Here is a 23,009-nt window from a genome sequence, read left to right on the forward strand (position 1 = left end):
CAGTTTGCTAAACAGCTACTGAATAATAAACCTAAAACAACGGTTTGTCGGTCAGATTATAGATTTTTTGAATATCATGAAGAATGGATGGGAAATCCAGCTGAAGGTCTTTGATGTGGCCAGATCGGAGGTCGAATACCCAGCCATGAACTTCTGGATAACCTGATTCTGTATAAGCAAGCTGTACGGCGGCCGTTTTAATAATGTTCACACACTGTTCCTGTACGTTCAGTTCAACCAGCCGGTCGTAACGAGCCTGTTCATCAGTAATTTGATCCAGTTCAGCCTGATGACCGCGGTACACATCCCGGATGTTGCGTAGCCACGGGTTTAGAAGGCCCATGTCTTTAGGTTGCATCGCAGCTTTTACGCCACCGCAGTTATAATGACCGCACACAATGATGTGCTTTACTTTCAGGTGCCGAACGGCGTAATTGATGACGGCCATTACATTCAGGTCGGTATTGTTGACCAGATTAGCCACATTTCGATGGACAAAGGCTTCGCCCGGCTGGATACCCATCATATCTTCGGCCGTTACCCGACTGTCGGAGCAGCCAATGTACAGATAGTCAGGTTGTTGGTTTTGGGACAGTTTTTTAAAAAAATCGCTGTCGGTACGAGTTTTTTCAGCAATCCATTGCTTGTTATTCTCAAAAATCTGCTCGTAGCTTGTCATAACTAAAGTAAAAAATTGTGACTGATGAGTTGTCTTGGTTCTTATTGAACTAGTGAATTGAGGGGTGAAGATAGCGGTTTTTACCAAACTCTTACATTAGTTTTTTTAATCAGTTTTTAATCTCGTCCGGACTGACGAGTCAATTTATGTATGTTTTGCGGACTGGCAGCTGATGCCGCTGGATTAAGCTAACTTGTGCTGAGAAAGCCACACCTATTTTGACTTTAGCTGTAGAAAAGATGAGTATGCTGCTATTTTCTATTTAAGTACGTACTTTGTGACCCTTGGCTTTAATTATTGCTTACAAAATGCCAGACTTTCTTGATAAAGGCCGCATTTTCTACAATCCTGTCGAATATGCCATGCATCAAATTGGCGGCACCTGGAAAATGCCCATTCTGTGGCGATTGAATAAGCAGGTGATGCGTTATAGTGAACTGAAAAAGTATTTGCCGCATATTTCCCATAAAATGCTTTCAACCCAACTACGGGAGCTCGAAGCCGACGGTTTTGTGATTCGGACTGTTTATCCGGTGGTGCCGCCAAAGGTGGAGTATACGCTGACCGAAAAGGGCAAACGGGCTATTCCGATTATTGAAACCATCCGGCAATATGGTATGGATCTTATGCGCGAAGCCAACATCGACCCTGATGTCGTGTTTAAAAAGCATGCGTAATTTGTACTAGTATTCCATTCTGCCTGACTAAACCTGGTGAATTCTGCATTAACTCTTCTGAACGACCTATGCCGACTGCCTCATCGGGGAGCGGCTACGCCACAGGGGGCCGAAGCCGCTCGTCTGCTCCGGTCGTATCTGACCGATATGGGCGCGGAAGTCCGTACAGAGTCATTTCAAACCCCTCGGACTTACGTAACCATCGTGTATTGGTTGATTGGCGGATTGCTGGTCAGCCTGGCCTTAATCCCCGTTTCGGGCGTTGCGGTTGGATTAGTTTTATACTTCACCGTAATGGCCTGGCGGTATTTCAACTGGCACTATTCCTTCATCACAAAATTTCCTATACAACATACTGCCTGTAATGTGATTGGGCATTGGCCAGCCAGTGTAGCTGATGAGAATCGCCAGAAAGTGATTCTGATGGCGCATTACGACACCGCTCCGGTTTCGCTGTTATATAGCCCAAAACAACAGGCCAATTTTCGGGTATCGTTGATAATTTCACTTTGGCTGATGGGCTTTTCAGTGGGTATTGCGGCCCTCGAAGCATTAAAAGTAGGATCACCTTATACCATGTATGTTCGTTATGGACTGATGGCATATTTTGCTGTGCAGGCCATTACCGGAACGATTGGATACTGGCTCAAAGGCTACACGAACGGAGCCAGCGACAATGCAACCGGAGTAGTAGCTGCCTTATCAACAGCCGAGCGGTTACGGGAAATGGGGCTGCCTAATCTGGACATTGAGGTGGTCCTGACCAGTGCCGAAGAAGTGGGTATGATCGGAGCCTATTACTATGTAGAAGCTCATAAAAGAGACTGGAATCGTAGTCAAACCTTAGCCATTAATTTTGATACGCTTGGTGCTGGAAAACTAACGGTTATTGAGCAAACGGGTACAATCGACCGGATTCGGTACGACAACAGGGGGACCCAATTGGCCAGGCAACTACTTTCGACAGACCGTTTTCGCGAACGGGCGCAGGTTGGACGCTGGCATACCGCCGATTTCGACAGTGTCTGGTTTGTGCGGAGTAAGATTCCAGTACTGGCATTATGCGCCTTAGATAATCAAGGCCGAATGCCGCGCATTCATCAATCGGTCGATACCCTCGAACACGTTGAAACCAACCCAATCCATGATGCAATTGATTTTGCCGAAGCCGTTGTGATAAAATGGATAATGAATAATGAGTAATGGAGAGAAGGGGTGCATTATCCATTTTACATTGTTCATTATTCATTATCCATTAGCTTTGTCCCATGGCAAACTACAAAAACGAAGGGTACGACCCTGAAGAAATCAGCGCCCTCAAAGAGGAATGTCGGAAGGAAGGCAAATCGTTCGTTTACGTCGAAGACGACGATCTGGATACACTGGATGAAGGCGAATGCGTACACATTCAGTTTCCGGGCAAATACCAGGGCGAAGAAGTGATCTTCGACACGCTGGTTTATACACTGCGGTTACACCACAGTAGTTTAGTGTACGAAATGGCCGTAGAGCAGGTACGTAAAACCTATCCTGAATACGTGCCACCTGAAGATCGGAAACCTAATTATAAAATCTCCCCCGATCTGGAAGAGGAAGCCGAAACCGCGCTGACCGAGATCATCGACGAGATTGAAGAAACCGAAACGGTAAAAGTTCAGGAGCATGTAGAAGTTGATATGCAATCCGATTATGGTATTGCCCTGGACGTGTGCCTGAACGTGGAAGAAATCACCGACGATATTATCGAAACCTTCGTCCGTGACTTCAACGCCAACAAGCTTTCCTTAGACACAATCCTCTATTCCTTCACGAGTGAAGACGAAAATTAATTTTGAATGAGTGAATGATCGAATGATTGAATAGGTTTTGCGTCAGCTATTCAATCATTCGATCATTCACTCATTCTATCATTGACATATGCAACAACCCGACTCGCTTAATCAGGTGGCGGAATTTCACCGTACCTTTCATGCTCCTATTTTAGAATCCCCACAAATCCCATCTGAAGCCCGCTGTCAACTGCGGGTGTCCCTGCTGGCCGAAGAACTTGACGAACTGCGCGAAGCCATTGCTGATGGTGATATTGTTGCTGTGGCCGATGCCCTTTGTGATTTGCAATATGTTTTGTCGGGAGCAGTGTTGGAATTCGGACTGGGCCACAAATTCAAAGCGTTATTTGACGAGGTACAGCGCTCAAACATGAGCAAAGCCTGTCTGACCGTTGCGGAAGCAGAAGCAACTGTTGCTGAGTATCAGGCGAAAGGCGTACCTTGTCATTTTATCGAGTCGGACGGTAAGTTTCTGGTTTATCGCGATGCCGATCACAAAACGCTGAAAAGTGTCAATTACTCGCCGGCCGATCTGGAAGGTGTGTTGAGTGAACCCGCCTAAGAAACGAGCATACCGATGGTTTTCAGAAAAGCGACCCGGCAGGATGTGCCGATCATAGTGCAGTTATTGGCAAATGACAAGCTGGGTCAATTGCGCGAAAATTATGCTGATCCATTACCGGAGGCTTATTTTTCTGCCTTTGACAATATCAACGCCGACCCAAACCAGGAGTTAATTGTTGCCGAAAATGAGCAGCAGGAACTAGTGGGCACCCTTCAGCTGAGTTTTATTCAATATTTAACGTATCGGGGAGGTATTCGGGCTCAGATTGAAGCCGTTCGGGTTCGGGAGGATACGCGAGGTGAGGGCGTTGGCCAGAAAATGATTGAGTGGGCAATTGAACGGGCCAGATTACGAAAGGCTCACATTATACAATTGACAACCGATAAGCAACGACCCGATGCCCTTCGATTTTATGAAAAACTAGGTTTCAAAGCCTCACATGAAGGGATGAAACTGCACCTTTAAGAAAAACGTAGAGTAAATCATTGCCCAGGAATTCTATTGACACCACAGAGTTCATTGTTACATGTGAGCGTATGAAAGATTACCAATTTACGGCTATCGAGCGTTTTCTGCGCTATGTCCAGATCGATACCCAATCAGACCCGCAATCAACGGCCAACCCGAGTACCGCTAAACAAAAGGATTTAAGTCGGCTATTGGTCGACGAATTGCACCAGATGGGCATTCCTGATGCCGAACTGGATGAGTGGGGCTATGTTTACGCAACTATTCCGGCCAATACGGATAAAACGACCGTTCCAACCATCTGCTTCTGCTCGCACGTCGATACATCGCCAGATGTGACAGGGGAGGGGGTAAAACCAATTATTCATGCTAACTGGAATGGGGCTGATATTGCCCTGCCCGATGATCCGAATCAGGTAATTCGGGTGGCCGATCATCCTGATCTTCAGCACCAGATTGGCAACGATATTATTACGGCCAGTGGAACTACCCTGCTCGGTGCCGATAATAAAGCGGGGGTGGCCGAAATTATGGATGCGGCTCATTACCTGCTTACACACCCAGAGGTAAAACATGGGCGTATTCGTCTGTTGTTTACGCCCGATGAAGAGGTGGGTCGGGGCACTGAAAAAGTAGATATTGAGAAACTGGGCGCCGATTTTGGCTATACCATCGATGGAGAAGCCTTGGGTACGCTCGAAGATGAAACCTTCTCGGCCGATGCGGTAAAAATTACTATTCAGGGCGTCAGTACGCATCCGGGTTTTGCCAAAGGTAAGCTCGAAAATGCCCTGAAAATAGCGGCTGACCTGCTGGCTACGCTGCCTAAAAATGCCCTCTCGCCCGAAACTACCGAGGATAAAGCGGGTTTCGTTCACCCCAACCGCCTGGAGGGTAATCAGGATCAGACCGTGCTGGAATTTATCATTCGTGATTTTACGGAGGTGGGTTTGCAGGAGAAAGAACTCTATCTGCAAAATAGGCTGAATGACGTGCTGAAAAATTATCCCGGCTCATCGGCACAATTCGTTGTCAAGGAGCAGTATCGCAACATGAAAAATGTACTGGATCAGCACCCGGCCGTAGTTGATAATGCACTGGAGGCTATTCGACGGTCTGGATTGTCGGCCGAACGGCGCAGTATCCGGGGCGGCACCGACGGTTCAAGACTATCGTTTATGGGCTTGCCTTGTCCTAATATCTTTGCCGGGGAACACGCTTTTCATTCGCGGCTGGAATGGGTATCGGTTCAGGATATGCAAAAAGCGGTTGAAGTTATCGTGAATGTCGCCCAGGTTTGGGAAGAGCGCAGCTAGTATGCAGACCATTTGCCGGGTTTGCTGAACAATCCATCATGTCTGTAGGTTGAGCAGTGAAACGGTCAGGCCAGTTCGTACCTTGATTCTTTTATAATTGATTGAATCGATAAAGGAGCTGGCCTGACCGTTTTCGTAAACTTCACGGATATGGAAAGCGAACTTGAATTGGATGAGCCGATCAATATCGGCGCTAATAATCCTTATGATGTAACCGCCGATGTAGCGGGCTTGAAAACCTTGTTTGTCAATGTATTCTTCATTGGCGAGCCGGGACAAGGAAATCCCTGGGTGCTGGTCGATGCCGGTCTGATGGGCTATGCCGGATCAATAAAAAGTCGGGCTGAAGAGTTATTTGGTCCTGATAATAAGCCCCAGGCGATTGTATTAACGCACGGACATGCCGACCATACAGGTTCGTTGAAAGCGTTACTGAAAGATTGGGACGTACCTGTTTACGCACATCGGCTGGAAATCCCATACTTGACGGGTAAGTCGAGCTACCCACCACCTGATCCGGCTATTGGCGGGGGCGGTATGTCCTACATGTCGTGGATCTTTCCAATCGGTCCAATGGATTTTGGTGATGCTATTCAGCCAATTGCCGAAAATGGCTCGATTCCTGAGTTGCCCGACTGGCGTGCTATTCATACACCTGGGCACGCACCGGGTCATATCTCCCTATTCCGCGACAAAGACCGGACGCTCATTGCGGGCGATGCCTTCGTGACCACCAACCAGAACGCTATTACGGCGGTTGCTACCCAACGGGAGGAATTTCACGGACCACCGGCTTATTTTACCTGCGACTGGGAAGCGGCCAAGCAATCGGTGATTAAGTTGAATAATCTCAATCCTTTAGCTGCTGGAACGGGGCATGGTGTATCGGTACGTGGGCTTGATCTGGAATTGGGTCTCAATCGATTGGCGCACGAATTTGAATCCCGCTCGATTCCATCGTCGGGTGGGCGCTATGTTAAACAGGCTGCCATCACCGATGAAAACGGAGTTGTCGACATGCCCACACCTGTTTCGTTTCACGTTGCGCGTGGGTTGGGCCTGGGCCTGGTTGCCGGGCTTGTATTCTATATGATCTGGGCCATTCGACGTAATCGCTGAGGATAGGGTATATCCCCCGAAGCGATTTTGTCTGTATTGAAAATTAGCCGGATGTCTTGTAGCTTGTAGTCAGTATTAGCTTCAAGACATCCGTTTTACGTTCATAAGTAGGCGCTTGGGAATACATTAGGTTATTTTCTGTCATCCCGACGCAGGAGGGATCTTCGGAGATTATCTTTTATGACGTCTCCGAAAATCCCTCCTGCGTCGGGATGACAGAAACGTCTTTGCAGCATACACTACACTATTTTCGCTTGAGTATATAGCCAATTCTGCTCAATGTTATTTTCGAGGAAAAACGATATACTGACCACTTATTTCGCCCATATGTGTAAACTGCCAGCGGGCATGAAGGAACGAATTGTCGCTGAAGCCCGGCATCTGTTCAATCAGTTGGGCGTACGAACCGTCAGGCTGGAAGATATTGCCCAGGAATTGGGAATTTCGAAGAAAACCGTTTATCAGTATTTTGAAAGTAAAGAAGAATTGGTCAGGTTGATGCTGGAAGCTCAGTTGAATGAAAATTTACAGAAAGCCAGCGCCATTCAGGCGCAGGTAGACAATCCAATTGTAGGCGCCCTACTGATCTGGGACCGGCTGATAAACTACCGACGTACGATTAACCCCAATCTGTTTCGCGATATTGAGCGCCACTATCCGGCTGTGTGGAATTTCTTTCAGACATTCCGGGGCGAATACATCACTACAATTCTGGTCAGTAATCTCCAGCACGGCATCGAACAGGGTATTTACCGAGCCGACTTAGACCAGCCGGTAATTGCCTGGTTATGGGCCGACCAAAGTCAGCGCGAAACGCCATACGATACGTCCGATGAAGCCATCAAGCATCACTTCGTTCGTGGATTACTGACGGCAAAGGGAATGGACCTGTATGAAACGGTCAAAAACAACTTCGCAACTGGGTGGGCCTATGGGCTTGAAATAATTCGCTGAAATTCAGAAACAAACCAAATTCATTGCAGTAAAAAAGCTTCATTATGTCTTTTTGACAATAAGCCTGTCTATCGGCGAGTTGCTATGCGTTGCCGATAGTCGGGTGGTTGACCTTCTTTAACCTCCATAAATAGTCAACAATGAAAGCTTCAAGACGCAATTTTTTACAATCACTGGGAGTAGGCGTAGCGGGATTAGGCGTATCGTACCCATCGGAAGCTGCTGGCCCGAATCGCCCTAAAGTAACAAAGCCAGCCGGTGACGATCAAATTTTATTTGTGGGCGACAACATTGCGGTTGCCAACACTGAATATGGCAAAGTCAGAGGGTTCATTCTCCGAGGTATCCATCAGTTTTTAGGCATTCCGTATGGGGCCGATACGTCTGGTAAGAATCGATTTATGCCTCCTCAGAAACCCACACCCTGGACCGATGTTCGTCCGGCTATCTGGTGGGGCAATTCGGCTCCCCAGATCATGGAAAAACGGTATGCCAATCCATACGCATCCTTTGTTGACCACTGGAATTACGACGATGTATCGGAAGACTGTCTGAAGCTGAATGTCTGGACGCCCGCTGTCGATAAGCAAAAACGTCCGGTAGTGGTCTGGCTTCACGGAGGTGGATTCGTCAATGGTAATGCTATCGAGCAGGACGGGTATCATGGAGAAAATCTTTCTCGACTGGGGAATGTCGTTTTCTGTTCCATCAATCACCGCCTTGGTGCGCTGGGGTACACCGACCTAAAAGCAGCTGGTGGCCGGGACGCCGGATCGTATGCCGCTTCCGGCAACGTAGGCAATCTGGATATGGTAGCCGCGCTGGAATGGGTCAAAAACAACATCGCCAATTTCGGGGGCGATCCCAACAATGTAACGATCATTGGGCAGTCGGGTGGGGGAGCCAAAGTAACTACGTTGATGAATATGCCATCGGCCAAAGGACTATTTCATAAGGCGGTTTGCTTAAGCGGAAGCTCACTAGCGGGCGTTAATAAAGAATATGCCGAAAAACTGGGTCAGAAGGTGATGGAAGAAGCAGGCCTGAAACCCGGCGAAATTGACAAACTTCAGCAGATTCCCTGGCGGCAATACATTGATATTGCGAATCGAGCCGTAGAGAAAATGGCCGAAGAAGCGAAGAGAATGGGTATTCAGCGAGGAGGATACGCTCCAGTCGGCGACGGCGAATACTTGAACGGAACCGCATTCTTCAGCGATCCGAATCATTTCTCGGCTGATATTCCGCTGATGATCTGTACAACCTTCCATGAAATGAACCCTAACCGGACCGATGCGTCGCTGGAAAGTATTTCATTGACTGAAGTGAAAGAGAAACTCAAACCACGCTTTGGCGATAAGTCGGGTGATATTGTTGATGCGTATGCCAAAAACTTCCCGAAAGCTCGTCCAATCGAACTGTGGGCGCTGATTGTCTCTAACCGAAAGAATGCCGTGGCTACTGCCGATGCCAAAGTTGCGCAGCACAAAGCACCGGTATACGTGGCTTGGTTTGGCTGGCAACCTCCACTGTTCGATGGGCGGATGCGGGCTTTCCACTGCGACGACATCTGTTTCTGGTTTTACAACACCGACCTGATGCTAACCCACACGGGGGGCGGCAAACGCCCTCGTGCCTTGTCGGAAAAGATGGCGGGTTCGTTTCTTAATTTCATGAAAACCGGCAATCCAAACGGTGGAGGCTTACCAAACTGGAAGCCCTACACAACCCAGAATGGCGAAACCATGATTCTGGACGATGCGCCAGCGCTTGCCAACGATCCCGACCGTGATGCCCGAAAAGCACTGGTGTAGCATTAACTAATTCGCTGCTCGTCCGCGATTGCATCGCGGATGCTCGAGACCCACGTCTGCGACGCCTAATAGGGTTTTGCTTATAGCGTCACAGACGCGAATCTCAGGTATCAGTGATACAATCGTGGACGAGCAGCGAGCAACAGAATTCGCTTAACTTCCCGAAAGTTTTAGGGCTTTCGGGAAGTTAAAGATAAATAACCAGGAGAAAACTAGCTTACAGAAGTAATACTGATCATCCAGTTGATACCAAATTGATCGGTCAGCATTCCGAATATATCACCCCAAAATTGTTTGCCGAGTGGGGCAAGGATTTGGCCGTTTTGAGAAAGCTTTTCGAAATAGCCGCTTAACCGAGCTTCGTCGGAACCTTCGAGCGACAGACTGATCTGGCTTATATTTTTGGGCTCGTCACTGTTAGGATCATCACTGGCTAGAAGCACAACGTCGCCATTGAGTCGGGCATGCATGATTTTTTCCTTTGTTTCCTCACTATTGGCTTTGGGGTCCTGATGCGCATCGGCTGGTCCTTCACCAAACGTAGAAATGGTCAATTCGCCACCAAAAACGCTTTTGTAAAACTCCATGGCTTCCCGGCAATTTCCACCAAAGAAAAGATACGGGTTAAGTTGTGTTGCTGCTTGTGACATTGTTGGATTAAAGATGGAATAGTCTAAACTGGCAGCAATATTACCGATTAAGTACTCCGTAGCCAACAGACGGCTAAACAACCAGTAGCCAGTAGGCCAATCCAGTGCCAACAGCTCCAATAACCAACCAGCCTAATCCACTTACCCGCCGTTTTTTCAGAACCAATAACAAGGCTAAGCCTGTTATCGAAACCAGCGTCATGAATACGGCCGCAATGTCGATTACCCACGCCCAACCACGGCCTGTATCCCGGCCTTTATGCAGGTCGTTGAGTACGGCCATCAACCCCATCTTAGTTTCCGTAATCTGGTAGGTTCCGTCTGGACGTTTGACAAACGCATCGGCGGAGTAACCCGGTCCATGAAATGAAAGGGAACACTCGCGGTCGTCGATCCGAAATTCACTGACGCTTCCTTTAAGCTGGTGCGTAGCCCGCAAATATTCAACAATCGCTAACTTATTGACGGCAGCGGTATCGGTACCGGCTACCCACGAGGAATTTACTTTACCTTTCAACTCTGTTGTCTGAGTCGCATCATCGAACCAGTCGGCATGGTTAAGCGTCAGCCCCGTTACGGCAAAAAAGAGTACCAATACGAAACTCACGACCGAAAGGTACAGATGAAGCCAGCGAGCTACCCCTGCCCAGCGAATGCCGCCCTGCGACTTTGCGGCTGGCTGAGGCCGCACGGAGTGGCCACTAGCGAGTTGGTGTTTTTTCGCGGTAATCCAGGGCGGCTGCTGAGATTTCGACATTGCCAGGTAGGGGTTGCTGTTTGACTTTTCCATTAAAATCCATCGTCTGACGAATCAGTTGGTACGTGCCATGCTCGCGGGCTGCTTCAATTAGAACGGTGTATTTGCCCTGCTTTACGTACTGCCCATCATCATCCTTCCCGTCCCAAACGAGTGTGTATTCGCCCGGTGAACGAGTGGCACTGGTCACAGAAGCAGCTTTGTCGGTTTGCAGGGTATACCATTCGCGCAGGTCGTGCAGCCAGCGAGGTTTGTTGTACCACAGAGCCAGTTGCCGAACGGGCTTTCCTGCTTCGTCCTCAACCCATACTGCCACGAACGGCCGGTGCGAACGCCCTTCAATTCGGGCCAGCTCCAGCGTTATCTGTAACTCCTGATTGGGATTCCACAGTTTATCTTTAACAGCTAGTGAGATCAGATGAGCGGTCGTTGATGATTCAACAGCACCCTGTGGTGGTTCTGGCAAAGAGGCAGTCGGCCAGTTCGCACTTTTAATCGTTTGCCCATCGCGAGTGACCAGCAGGTACTCTGTGCCGGGTAATTGGGAAGCAAGTGCATCCCTTTCGGATGGAGACAGAACGTTAAAGGCCGTTGCCAGTGCACCAGCCGTAACCGCATCGGGATGCAGTACCGTTGCGCTGATAACCTCCTGGGCAGGTAAGCCCGTGCGTGAGTCCATGATGTGCGACACCCAATCGTTGCCGATCTGGTAACCTCGCCGATAGTCGCCACTGGTGGCTATGGCACTATTTTTTACCTGAAGCCGCGTTAATGGAGCCGCGTTTTCGGCATCGGCACGAGGGTTAGCTACCGAAACGAGTTCCTGCCAATTTCCCCGAACAACAATATCGCCCCCACTATTCAGTACCAGGCCATCTATACCCGGTATCTTGAGCGCAACGTTGGCGGCTCGGTCCAGCACGTAGCTTTTGGTGAACGTGTTCAGGCGAAGCGGCACCTGCGTTAACCGGGTAGCGGTTTTCTGGTTGGCATCGAGCAGCCAGTGTGTTTGATTGACCAGTTCAACGGCATTTTGCCGATCCGCTTCGGTAGGGGAAGTTTGTTGTTTGGCGGCTTGTGCCCATAACTGACCGAGATGCTCTGCGGCTGCATTGATAGCACCGGACGTTTTTGTTTGCCAATGATCGAATCCACTAAGTACAGCAAACAAATCATCGGACACCAAAATCGGCTCGTTCTTGGGCGCAGCCAGCCACTGACTAAACTCACTCTCGGTCTGGTATCCACTCAATACGGCGCTAAGGCGATCTATTTCGTTCAGTAGTAAACGCTCGGCCTGTCGGGCTGCGGCCAGCGAATTGGCAGCGAGTTTAAGGTCAAACGATGTGCCGAGGACGTTTTCCAGATGGTTGATAAACAGACCACTGGTTGCTGATCCGGGCAAGCTGGCCAGCACTGGAGCAAGACCTAATAGTGAGATTGTATTCATGATTCAGGACAAGATAAGTGAGTTCATTTTGTGGGTTGGTAGTAATTAGATCAGCTAATGTTAATCTATACGTTACTGCCTGGAAAGTTATTGCCAGCTAGACAGAATCAAAAAAACAACCGACCTGAATGCCCAATCAGATCGGTTGAATCGCTGGTTTTACCCGGCGAATGTTTTCCAGGAGCGTTGTCTCGTAGCTGTTTAGACGAAGTTTTGCACAGATATTTATTACACTGTACTTTAAGTGTTTGGCATTTTTCTGTCATTCCGACGCAGGAGGAATCTTCGGGTGAGGCAGAAGAAATCAACTTATCCGAAGATTCCTCCTTCGTCGGAATGACAGAAAATTCACTTTACATAGATATTTATCGGTTAAGTGGACTTGCCTGCTGACTAACCAGCGTACACAATTCGCCAACGGTGAGTCTGGGGGTAAGTACTTCATCGGGTAGTACGACACCAAAATGTGTTTCCAGCACCACAACCGCTTCGGTAAACTCCCATTCGCTCAGGCCGAGTGTGCCTTGTAGCTGTTGATAGGCGGCAATGGTGGAATAAGGTAAGGTAAAAGTTCGTGATAAAAACTGCTGGAGTTTCTGAAAAGCACGTTCGTAAGTGTTCATAAATAGTGAATTTGTTAGAATAATGCATAATGGGTAATGCACAATGAATAATGGGTTGATCAACCTATTATTCATTGTGCATTATTTCCCTAATCAATTACCGTCCTATTCGTCAGTGAGGTCGCGCCAGACCGAGTAAGGGTGCGGAGTATTTTTTGAAATCGGAGACGCTGATTGTTGTCTTTTCTAATACGCATCAGCCGTTAGTCTTGTTGCATTTAGATCGAGACATATCTGTCACAATCGGACACTTTAAACTAATTTTAATGAGCTATGAACCAAGGGCGTGTTTTTAAACGACCTATGTCTGGCTTGTAAAATCAAAGCGCAGGCTTCTACCTGCGCTTTGATTTTACAATTAACTAATTGCTTTGGCGACTTCAAGCTCCTGTGGTTTTTTGGGCGTTACCTTCTTTTTGGAGAATCGGGCAACTAACCGGTCAACGACCAGGTATACCGAGGGGACTACCAGAAGCGTAAGCAGGAGGGAAGACGTCAGACCACCGATGATTACCCAAGCCATACCGTTTTTGGTTTCGGCACCAGCACCACTCGCCAGCGCGATCGGCAACATACCGAGCACCATGGCAAGCGTGGTCATCAGAATGGGTCGTAATCGTTCTTTACCGGCTTCGATCAGCGCATGAATCACGTCATGCCCTTCGGCTTTAAGCTGATTGGCAAAGTCGACAATAAGGATGGCGTTCTTGGCTACCAGACCCAATAGCATGATCATACCCACAATGGAGAACACTGTCAGGCTTTGCATCGATAGGGCCAGCGCCAACAGTGCACCAATCAGAGCAACAGGAATAGAGAACAATACCACGAATGGGTACACCACACTTTCGTAGAGCGCCACCATGATGAAGTACACCAACAGAATGGCGATCATCAGGGCCAGCCCCAGACTGCCGAACGCATCGGATTGCTGCTGTAACTGCCCCAGATACTGAACGCTAACACCTTCGGGCAGTTTGACTTGCGCCATCTTTGCCTGAATATCAGCCCCTACTGTACCCACCGGACGGCCAACCACCTGCGAATTAACTGTAATCGAAGACAGCCGGTCGATCCGCTCCAGTACGCTCTCGCCCGTTTGTTCCTGTACGCGGGCGAACTGCGATAGCTCGAAGGTTCGACCCTGATTATTGACGAAGGTTAGACGACTGACATCTTGCGGATTGGTACGGTCGAAACGGTCCAGGCTAATCAGAATATCGTATTCATTACCGTTCTGCTTGAACTTCGACAGGTCGTTACCCCGGAACGCATTTTGCAAGGCAATACCCACATCCGAAGCACTGATGCCCAACTGCGCCATTTTCTCCCGGTCGAGGCTCACGGTAACTTCTGGTTTCGGGTCTTTTACCGAGAATTTGACGTCCTGCGTACCTGGAATCGATGCCACTACATTTTTTACCTGAGCTGCTGCCTGCCGAATGCTGGTAAGGCTGGTACCTTTAACGGCAATTTGAATCGGTGCTTGTGAAGCGCCTACGATACCTACCGGACTGACTGTTACTTTAACCCCCGGAATCTGGCTAACTTCCCGTTTCAGAATCTGCCCGAAATCATCGGTCGAAACGGTCCGTTGCTTTTTGTCAATCAGCTTCACGTTCAGATCGACGATATTGCTGTTGGAAGAGGTAGCAATTCCGCTGCTCGTATAGCCGACGTTGGTGAACACGTTCGTTACTTCGGGGTGCTTCAGAATAAGTTGCTCGGCTCGTTGCGACACCGAATTCGTCTGATAAATGGATGCCGTCGGCGCTAACTCCAACTGAACGCTCATCTCGCCCTGATCGCTTTGTGGCATGAAAGCAGCCCCAATAAAACCGGCGGGCACTAAGGCAATCGAACCCATCAGCAGGACAATAACCGCCAGAAAAATCCAGCGTTTATGACCCAGTACCGATTCCAGAATACGTCCATAGGCATTGGTAATACGGGTCAGGAAATTTTCGAAACCCAGGTTTAACCGTCCCCACAGGGAGTTGGGGTTTAGTGGCTCGTGTTTCCCAAACCGCGATACCAGCAATGGCGTCAGGGTAAAGGATACGACCAGACTCATCAGGGTCGAGAACACAACCACCAGCGAAAACTCACGCAGGATATTCCCGATCAGCCCGCCGGTCATCGCCAGTGGCACGAATACTACCACGTCGACCAGTGTAATAGCCAGCGCCGTAAAGCCGATTTCGTTCCTGCCTTCCAGCGATGCCTTAACCCGATCTTTACCCATTTCGAGGTGCCGGTTGATGTTTTCAAGTACCACAATCGAGTCATCGACCAGGATACCAACCACCAGCGAGAGGGCCATCAGTGTCATCAGGTTCAGCGAGAAACCCGATACGTACATCAGAATGAACGTCGGAATCATGGACGATGGCAAAGCCACCAGCACGAACAGCGACGAACGGAAACTGTGCAGAAACATCAGCATCACAACAGACACGATCAATACGGCCAGGAAAAGGTCGTCGACAACGGCGTGGGCCGATGCCAGCGTGTAAGTCGATTGGTCGGAAGCAATGTTGAATTTCAGTTTCACATCACTGTGCTGCTTTTCGAGCAGCGCGATCCGCGCCCGAACCAGTTCACTCACCGATACGGCGTTAGCATCCGACTGCTTCTGAATCTGGACGCCAATAGAGGGCAGACCGTTGATGTGGTTGATGGCCGTTGGTTTCGCCACCGCATCGACCACTTCGGCGATATTGTTTAACTGAACCTCGCTGCCATCCGTCCGGCGGGCAATCACCAGACTCCGAAGCCGGTTGACGGTTTCAACCGACGCATCGAACCGGATCGAATACTGCGACTGCCGCGTCTCCAACTGACCCGCCGGATAGCTGGTGTTTGCCGCGTTGATGGCCTGCGAAACCTGACCGATCGAAACCCCGTAGGCCCGAAGTTTTTCGGCATTGACGTTTACCTGAATTTGCCGTTCATTACCGCCGATCACGTTTACCTGCCCCACACCAGCCACGTTGGAAAGCTGTGGTTTCAACTCATCGTCAATCAGATCGTACAGTTTGGTTGGCGACAGATTCGCCGTTACGCCCATCCGCAAAACCGGGATCTCATCTGTCGAGAATTTATTCAGAATGGGGCGGTCGACTTCATCTGGCAACAGGTTGATAATCTGTTCGATCTTTCGCTGGGCATCCTGTTGGGCCAGCGTCACATCGACGCCATTTTTAAGCTGAATAATAACAATTGAAGCGCCTTCCTGCGAGGTGGCCGTCATGCGGTCGAGCCCTTCGAGCGATGATAGGGCATCTTCAATTCGCTTCGTTACGTTGGTCTCTACCTCGTCGGCTGAGGCCCCCCGGTAGGTCGTGGCCACGCTAATCACGTTGGCCTCGAATTTCGGTAGCAGGTTGTATGATAATTGTTGGTAGCTGAGGAAGCCGAACAAAATCAGTACAGTAAATATGGTCGTTACCAGTAACGGCCGTTTGATGGCTATCTCGGTTATTGACATAGTCTTGTTGAGTGAATGAGTGAATGAATGATTGAGTGACGAGTTAGATAACACTCAATCACTCATTCGCTCAATCACTCTATATTATTTCGTGATCTGTACAGGTTTGCCTTCGCCCAGATTCAGTTGGCCGGTGGTAACGACGACGTCGCCAGCCGACAGGCCATTCAGTACTTCGATGGTATCGCCAAAATCGCGGCCGATGCTGATCTTCCGTTGGTGTACTACATTGTTCTCTACCACATACACATACGGATTCTTGATGCTTTCGACCAGGGCAATGCGCGGAATCTGAAGGGCTTTCTGGTTGGATTTCTGCGAGAAATCAACATTGACAAACGTGCCCGCTTTCAGGTTATTGGCGTTGCTGATGGTGATTTCAACCGGATAATTGTGCTCGTCGGTGCCTTGCGGAGCGATGTAGGAAATCTGTCCATTGAATACTTTTCCAGGGAAAACATCGGCGGTCACTTTCACTGCCTGCCCTTTGCGAAGTTGATAGACATCACTCTCATTGACCAGCACATCTACTTTCAATCGGGCCACATCCAGCACTTTGCCCAACGTGCTACCCACAGTAATGTACACACCCGGTTCAATGGCTTTCTGCACAATCTGCCCGCTGATCGGTGCTTTTACGTTCGCATCCTGAATCTGCTTCTGAATCTGTTCGGCCTGATTCACCGCATTCTCGTAATTATATTTCGTTTCGTTGACCTGAATCTCGGTGGTAGCGTTGCCCGCCAGCAGGGTGTTATAGCGGTTCACATCCTTCTTCAGTTTGTCGATGTTCAGTTGAGTAGCCTGTAGGGAGAGTTCTTTCAGCCGGTTGTCGATTTCAACTAGTGTCTGTCCCTGCCGCACCTGCGTACCCAGATCGAAGTTAACGCGCGTAACCTTACCGGCTGTGGTGGCCGTAATTGTTGCTTCGCGAAATGGAATCAGATTCCCGGTTTTAACGAGTTGCTGACTGACTGTCCCTTCTTCTACCCGGTTGACCGTTACCGGAATCGCTACATTCGTGTTAACGACCGGTTTGTTCTGGGCATCGATTTTCTCTTTATTCGACGCTAGTCGGAAGCCGATCAGCGCGACGATGGCCAGTGCCGACGTAATAATGATGAGTGTTGTCTTTTTCATGACCTATCGAGGAAATGAATAATGAAAAATGTATAATGTTTAATGCACTGTAAACCAGTTAGTCTGCATTGTCAATCATCCATTGTTCATTTTACATTATCCATTATTCATTTTAAAGTTGACTATAGAAAGTAAGAAGCGTGCCCTTCGACTGCTCGAGATCGAGTCGGGCCTGATACAGATTAATGAGTGAATTGATGTAATCGGATTGGGCTTGCCGGTAGGAGGTATCCGCATTGACCAGATCGGTCAGCGATTTGACGCCCTGTTTGTATTGCAGTGTCGTGACATTATAAACTTCCTGAGCCAGCTTAACGTTTCGATCTCCGTTCAAAACGTTCGTTTGCGCCCGCTGAATCTGCGACTGGGCGTTGTTGAACTGAAGCCGATAGGCCGCAATGTTCAGTCGCTGCTGCTCTTCCTGATTGAGTACCGTCAGGCGTTGCTGTTTAATCTGGGCGTCACGTTGAAAGCCGTCGAAAATTGGGATGTTCACCCGTAGGCTAAAGCTGCCGAATCCTGTAAAGTTTCTAAATGAATTACTGAACTCGTTTGCCAACACAAGCGATCCGTAGTTTGCCGCCAGACTTACCGTCGGCATATAACCCGCCTTTACCCGTTGAAGCTGAAGGCGTTGGAGCTCCAGATTCGTTTCGGCCTGTTGAAAAGAGACCAGGCTTCTGGCTTCAAACGGCAGTTGTTCAATAACCGGAAGTTGCGTTAACAGGGTCGAGTCGGCCAGGGTCAGTTCCTGATCTCCCGGCAAACCCATCTGGTATTTGAGTCGGTTGTAGGCCAGATTCAGGTCATTCTCAGCCAGCGTCAACTGCGACTGTGTACTATTGTAACTGACTTCTGTTCGGGTATAATCGACAGGCTGAATGACACCATTATCCCGCTGCAATTTCAGGATGTTCAGCACCTGCTGTGTCCGTTGCAGGTTATCGCGTAACAGGGCTATTTGTTGCTGAGCAATAAAAACCTGATAGTAATTGCTGGCGATGTTATAGATAATGTCCTCACGGGTTTGGCGGGTATTTAGGTCCGCCAACTGCTGATTGGGCTTGGCCGCTTTGATACCTAATAGCAGCGATTTGTCGTAGATGGTCTGAGTTGCCTGGGCATTTACGTTGGTCTGGAATTTTGATCCGAGGGCAAGTCGAACGGGCTCTGGTCCGGCGAATCCGGCCGGTAGAAGCGTTGTCTGCAATTTTATGTTATCCGTAAACGTACCGTTCGCCGAAACCTGAGGCAGGTACAGACCCAATGCCTGTCGAGCCTGTTGATTGGCATTCTCAACCTGATTCTGGGCAATGCGGACCGTACCAAAATGCTGTAGACCGTAATCGATACAGTCTTTCAACCGAAAACTTTGCGTAGACTGAGCCCAGCCAGCTTGTGCCAGTAGCAAAAATAAACTCAGTGCAATTTTATATTTCATACGTTCAATAAAGTTGAGGTGTCTACTGTAGACATATCAACTATTTAGTTAAAAAAATGTTATTTTTCCAGTAGAGTAGAAATTTTCCGTAACGTGGATAAAAACGAATCCAGCTCTTCAGATGTTAACTGATCTGTTACTTGCTTATCAATGACTTCAGCCGTTTCAATCACTTTCTCGACGACCATCTTTCCGGCCGGGGTTAACTGAATTAGATTCTTACGTCGGTCGATACTATCGGGTACAATCCGAAGATAACCATCCCGTTCCAGCGTGCGTAGCGAGCGTTGAATACCCGATTTGTCCCGATGTAGCAGATCCGCGATTTCCTGTTGCGATAATAACTCCTCACCCGAAAAGTAGGTCATAAACAGGATCGGCACCTGCTCAATCTGAAGAGTAAACCCTAACCGGACAAGTTCGCGATTCGCCTTTTTGCCCATCAAATGACCCACATGGTTGATCATAAAAATGAACATACGGCCCATCCGACCCGAAACCTTTTGGCGAAGTTCTTCTTCTTTACTGACGATCATGGCGCAAATGTAGTGTTATGTTGATATATCAACCAATAATTTGGGAAAAAAGTTTTTGAAATTTTTTGTTTAGTAGGGGCCGGAGATTGAGGAAGTTGGGTAGTGAGACAGTCAGTTCATAAGGGATTGACATCTCTGAATGGTAGTTGCTAGCTTAACTATGCTTTTAAAAGGGTTGATCTTTTATGTATGGCCCAATTGTTACGCTTCCTCTACAGTATTCCTTTCCTTGCATTGATTTGGCTCAATACACCTAATGGCCACCCGTTGTCGGTCTCTAATCGATTGCAGCCGATACCAGTCGATCCTCAGGGAAGCGCGCTCTTTAAAACGCACTGTGTATCCTGTCATGCGCTGAACCAGGATGGAATAGGCCCCCGACTTGGAGGAATTACCCGCCTGCTTTCCGAGAAAGAACTGATTGCTTTTGTAAAGAATCCACTCAAGACGATCGAGTCAGGAAATAGCCGGGCGGTAAGCTTGTCGAAACGCTACAAGATGATCATGCCCGCTTTCGATTTCCTGAAAGACGACGAGTTGAAATCCATTGTGGCTTACATCGCCGACGAGACCCAGAAACAGGCTATTCAACCACTGGAGGTTAGTAACAATACGGGTGGAGCCGTTGCGCGATTAATAGCGCCGGTAGCAAAATCAAACCTCACCATCGAGCTGGAAGAGTTTGTGACCATCCCGCCATCTAGTGATAAAATGCCCCGTACCCGAATCGCCACCATGCGCCCTCACCCTTCCGGCGACAGGACACAGTACGTCAGTGACCAGCGCGGACTGATCTATCGCATTGTAGGCAGAGACGTCAGTACCTTTCTGGACGCTCGTTCTCAGATCGAAAATTTCATCAACGAGCCGGGATTAGGCACGGGTTTGGGCAGCTTTGCCTTTCACCCCGACTATCTGAGCAATGGGCTCATATACAGTACCCATACAGAATCATTTAAGGGTAAACGTGCCGATTACGAATACAGCGATTCGGTAGAGGTGGCTTTGCAGTGGGTGGTTTCCGAATGGCACATGGATGATGTAAAAAGTCCAGTATTCACCGGTAAACGAAGGGAATTACTCCGGGTTAATGTACCAACCGGAGCCCATGGCGTACAGGATATTGGGTTTAATCCAGAAGCCCCGAAAGGGTCCCCGGAGTACGGTAAGCTCTACATCGGTATCGGCGACGGTGGATCGACCATCAGTAAGCACCCGGAACTCTGTCACAAGCTAACCTCCCTGCTGGGTACCCTGATTCGAATTGATCCGTTGGGGCGAAATAGTAAAAATGGGCAGTATGGCATCCCTGCCGACAATCCGTTTGTGGTTGCGAACGATGCTTCGGTGTACCAGGAAATATATGCGTATGGTTTTCGCAATCCGCACCGGCAAGCCTGGTATAATGGCCAACTGTTCTGTACCGATGTAGGTGAGTCAAATTTCGAAGAAGTAAACGTTATTCAGAAGGGTGGCGATTATGGCTGGAATGTGCGGGAAGGAAACTACGGAATCTCGTCGAAGGATTTGAAGAATGTGTATCCTGCGCCCGGCGTCAAGTCCGATAAATTCATCAAGCCATTTCTGCAATACGACCATATTGACGGTAATGCAATCAGTGGTGGTTATGTGTATGATGGTCCCATTGAGGCATTGAAGCACAAATACGTTTTCGGGGACATTGCCAGAGGGCGGGTTTTCTTTGCCACGATCGATAAGAATCTGACCGATCATTCGGTGCATGAACTGACGATTGTACAGGATGGCAAAGCCACGACCCTGGCCGAATTGACCGGCTCAAAGCGCGTTGATCTTCGTATCAATTACAATCGATTGACAAAGGAAATGTACATCATGACCAAAAGCGATGGTAAGATCAGACGGATCAAAAGGGCTATACGTCGCTAGATTATTGAAACGAAACGTGTTATTTTGATCGATAATCGACCAGGAACTAATCAGAACATGGGTTAAGTTTGCTGTCCGATTAGGTTTTTTTGATCGTTGTATACGTTGAATTTCAGAATAGATGGCTCAAAAAAAGCCTAAATATTATGTTGTCTGGCAGGGGCGGAAGCCTGGTGTCTACGACAGTTGGGACGAAGCTAAAGCTCAGACGGATGGGTTTGCTAAGCCTTTATTTAAATCGTTCGACAGCAAGCCAGCCGCCTTGAAGGCATTTAAAGATAAACCACACCTTCATTTGGGACAAGGGACAAAACCTGCTGCCAAACAGGGTAAACTGAACGAACTGGTTGGTGAGCCACTATTGGATAGTCTGGTGGTCGATGCGGCCTGGAACACCGCGACGGGTGATATGGAATACCAGGGCATTTACCTCGCTACCCGGCAACGGCTATTTCTGAAAGGCCCGTACCTTGATGGTACCAACAACATCGGTGAGTTTCTGGCGATTGTCCATGCGTTGGCCCTACTCCATCAAAAAGGGAGCAACATCCCGGTTTATTCCGATTCTCGAACGGCGATCGGCTGGGTAAAAAAGAAAAAGGCGAACACCAAGCTGGAAGAAACCGACCGCAATTCCGAACTATTTGACCTCCTCGATCGGGCCGAGACCTGGCTCCAGACACACCGCTATGCCAATCCTGTCTTAAAATGGGAGACAACCGTCTGGGGAGAAAACCCCGCCGATTTTGGAAGGAAGTGAGAACCGGGATTTTTATGATTATAATGACCGACTATGATTTGTTCTTAAAATCAGTGAAATCAATAAAATCATAAAAATCCCGGTTCAGATGTTCTCGTTCAAGCAATTTACCATTCGGCAGGATCGTACGGCTATGAAGGTCTGTACCGATGCCTGCGTGCTGGGAGCCTATGCGGATATAGGTGACGGGGCCGAATCCACGGCGGCCGAATCTATGGAGAGTCGGTTGTTGGATATTGGTACGGGGACGGGGTTGCTGGCGCTCATGGCGGCTCAGCGGAATCCGACACTAACCATCGATGCTGTTGAAGTCGATCAAGACGCTTTTGAGCAGGCTTCTGAAAATGTAGCTGCGAGTCCATTTGCCAAACGAGTTACCGTTGTTCACGAACGGATTCAGGATTTCGGAGGTGGGCAGGTTTATGACCGCATTCTAACGAATCCGCCGTTTTATACAAATCACCTGCGTTCGCCCGATGCCGCCGTCAATCGGGCGTTGCATACCGACGAGTTGCCGTTTGGTGAGTTGGTTGAAGCTGTGGTTCGGTTGATGAAAACTAATGGACAATGGTGGGTGCTACTACCACCTTACGAAGCCGGCAAACTGGCTGAGTTAGCCCGACAATCTGGTTTATATCCGTTAAGGAGACTTTCGGTCCGCCATCACGAGCAAAAGCCCTTTTTTCGGGTGATAACTGGCTTTTCGTTCATTAAGTCGGACCCTGTTGATGAACGATTGACGATTTACGAACTAAATGCACAGAGTAAGTCAGGTGTAAGCTATACACCAGAATTTCGGTCATTACTTAAGGACTATTATCTGATATTCTGAA

The 23,009-nt window shown here is 48.7% G+C and carries 21 protein-coding genes; 12 read left to right on the forward strand and 9 right to left on the reverse strand.

Annotation, left to right across the window (positions count from 1 at the left end):
* Nucleotides 1-31: 31 nt before the first annotated feature.
* The gene (locus ACYVFD_RS02480) at nt 32-679 is read right to left on the reverse strand and encodes a carbonic anhydrase (RefSeq protein WP_461088167.1); all 648 of its coding nucleotides are present in this window, start codon (nt 677-679) and stop codon (nt 32-34) included.
* Nucleotides 680-987: 308 nt separating this feature from the next.
* On the opposite strand from ACYVFD_RS02480, the gene ACYVFD_RS02485 reads away from it, so the two are divergent.
* From ACYVFD_RS02485 to ACYVFD_RS02525, 9 genes are all read left to right on the forward strand, one after another.
* On the forward strand, nt 988-1,356 hold the full coding sequence (locus ACYVFD_RS02485) for a winged helix-turn-helix transcriptional regulator (RefSeq protein WP_461088168.1): 369 nt from the start codon (nt 988-990) through the stop codon (nt 1,354-1,356).
* Nucleotides 1,357-1,392: 36 nt separating this feature from the next.
* Nucleotides 1,393-2,559, forward strand: coding sequence for a M28 family metallopeptidase (locus tag ACYVFD_RS02490; protein WP_461088169.1), 1,167 nt, complete (start codon nt 1,393-1,395; stop codon nt 2,557-2,559).
* A gap of 65 nt (nt 2,560-2,624) precedes the next feature.
* Nucleotides 2,625-3,185, forward strand: coding sequence for a hypothetical protein (locus tag ACYVFD_RS02495; protein WP_461088170.1), 561 nt, complete (start codon nt 2,625-2,627; stop codon nt 3,183-3,185).
* Nucleotides 3,186-3,273: 88 nt separating this feature from the next.
* Entirely contained in the window at nt 3,274-3,747 is a 474-nt protein-coding gene (locus ACYVFD_RS02500; protein ID WP_461088171.1) for a pyrophosphohydrolase domain-containing protein, read from the forward strand.
* A 15-nt stretch (nt 3,748-3,762) separates the two neighbouring features.
* Nucleotides 3,763-4,215: a GNAT family N-acetyltransferase gene (locus tag ACYVFD_RS02505; protein ID WP_461088172.1), complete on the forward strand. Its 453-nt coding sequence runs from the start codon at nt 3,763-3,765 to the stop codon at nt 4,213-4,215.
* Between the two features lie 71 nt (nt 4,216-4,286).
* Nucleotides 4,287-5,534: a peptidase T gene (gene pepT / locus ACYVFD_RS02510; RefSeq protein WP_461088173.1), complete on the forward strand. Its 1,248-nt coding sequence runs from the start codon at nt 4,287-4,289 to the stop codon at nt 5,532-5,534.
* A 150-nt stretch (nt 5,535-5,684) separates the two neighbouring features.
* A complete protein-coding gene (locus ACYVFD_RS02515; RefSeq protein ID WP_461088174.1) occupies nt 5,685-6,653 on the forward strand; it encodes an MBL fold metallo-hydrolase in 969 nt (322 codons plus the stop codon).
* Between the two features lie 348 nt (nt 6,654-7,001).
* Nucleotides 7,002-7,607, forward strand: a complete 606-nt coding sequence (locus ACYVFD_RS02520; protein WP_461088175.1) for a TetR/AcrR family transcriptional regulator — start codon at nt 7,002-7,004, stop codon at nt 7,605-7,607.
* Between the two features lie 140 nt (nt 7,608-7,747).
* Nucleotides 7,748-9,421, forward strand: a complete 1,674-nt coding sequence (locus tag ACYVFD_RS02525; protein WP_461088176.1) for a carboxylesterase/lipase family protein — start codon at nt 7,748-7,750, stop codon at nt 9,419-9,421.
* 212 nt (nt 9,422-9,633) lie between these two features.
* Here the strand turns inward: ACYVFD_RS02525 and ACYVFD_RS02530 are convergent, their stop codons facing one another.
* The 8 genes from ACYVFD_RS02530 to ACYVFD_RS02565 form a co-directional block, all read right to left on the reverse strand.
* Entirely contained in the window at nt 9,634-10,071 is a 438-nt protein-coding gene (locus tag ACYVFD_RS02530) for a VOC family protein (protein WP_461088177.1), read from the reverse strand.
* A gap of 73 nt (nt 10,072-10,144) precedes the next feature.
* On the reverse strand, nt 10,145-10,828 hold the full coding sequence (locus ACYVFD_RS02535; protein ID WP_461088178.1) for a PepSY-associated TM helix domain-containing protein: 684 nt from the start codon (nt 10,826-10,828) through the stop codon (nt 10,145-10,147).
* A complete protein-coding gene (locus tag ACYVFD_RS02540; RefSeq protein ID WP_461088179.1) occupies nt 10,773-12,278 on the reverse strand; it encodes a DUF2271 domain-containing protein in 1,506 nt (501 codons plus the stop codon). The genes ACYVFD_RS02535 and ACYVFD_RS02540 overlap by 56 nt, the downstream gene beginning before the upstream one ends.
* 365 nt (nt 12,279-12,643) lie before the next feature.
* Nucleotides 12,644-12,901, reverse strand: coding sequence for an acyl carrier protein (locus tag ACYVFD_RS02545; RefSeq protein ID WP_461088180.1), 258 nt, complete (start codon nt 12,899-12,901; stop codon nt 12,644-12,646).
* 358 nt (nt 12,902-13,259) lie between these two features.
* A complete protein-coding gene (locus ACYVFD_RS02550; protein WP_461088181.1) occupies nt 13,260-16,391 on the reverse strand; it encodes an efflux RND transporter permease subunit in 3,132 nt (1,043 codons plus the stop codon).
* An 84-nt stretch (nt 16,392-16,475) separates the two neighbouring features.
* The gene (locus ACYVFD_RS02555) at nt 16,476-17,531 is read right to left on the reverse strand and encodes an efflux RND transporter periplasmic adaptor subunit (protein WP_461088182.1); all 1,056 of its coding nucleotides are present in this window, start codon (nt 17,529-17,531) and stop codon (nt 16,476-16,478) included.
* Nucleotides 17,532-17,643: 112 nt separating this feature from the next.
* The gene (locus ACYVFD_RS02560) at nt 17,644-18,972 is read right to left on the reverse strand and encodes a TolC family protein (protein ID WP_461088183.1); all 1,329 of its coding nucleotides are present in this window, start codon (nt 18,970-18,972) and stop codon (nt 17,644-17,646) included.
* Nucleotides 18,973-19,031: 59 nt separating this feature from the next.
* Entirely contained in the window at nt 19,032-19,508 is a 477-nt protein-coding gene (locus tag ACYVFD_RS02565; RefSeq protein WP_461088184.1) for a MarR family winged helix-turn-helix transcriptional regulator, read from the reverse strand.
* Between the two features lie 189 nt (nt 19,509-19,697).
* Between ACYVFD_RS02565 and ACYVFD_RS02570 the strand changes: the two genes are divergently transcribed.
* The 3 genes from ACYVFD_RS02570 (at nt 19,698) to ACYVFD_RS02580 (ending at nt 23,008) form a co-directional block, all read left to right on the forward strand.
* Nucleotides 19,698-21,416 carry a PQQ-dependent sugar dehydrogenase gene (locus ACYVFD_RS02570; RefSeq protein WP_461088185.1) on the forward strand — a complete coding sequence of 573 codons (1,719 nt, stop codon included), beginning with the start codon at nt 19,698-19,700 and terminating at the stop codon, nt 21,414-21,416.
* Between the two features lie 121 nt (nt 21,417-21,537).
* Nucleotides 21,538-22,176 carry a ribonuclease H1 domain-containing protein gene (locus ACYVFD_RS02575; RefSeq protein WP_461088186.1) on the forward strand — a complete coding sequence of 213 codons (639 nt, stop codon included), beginning with the start codon at nt 21,538-21,540 and terminating at the stop codon, nt 22,174-22,176.
* Between the two features lie 88 nt (nt 22,177-22,264).
* The gene (locus tag ACYVFD_RS02580) at nt 22,265-23,008 is read left to right on the forward strand and encodes a tRNA1(Val) (adenine(37)-N6)-methyltransferase (RefSeq protein ID WP_461088187.1); all 744 of its coding nucleotides are present in this window, start codon (nt 22,265-22,267) and stop codon (nt 23,006-23,008) included.
* Nucleotide 23,009: the final 1 nt, after the last annotated feature.

It is taken from the genome of Spirosoma gilvum (assembly GCF_054776815.1).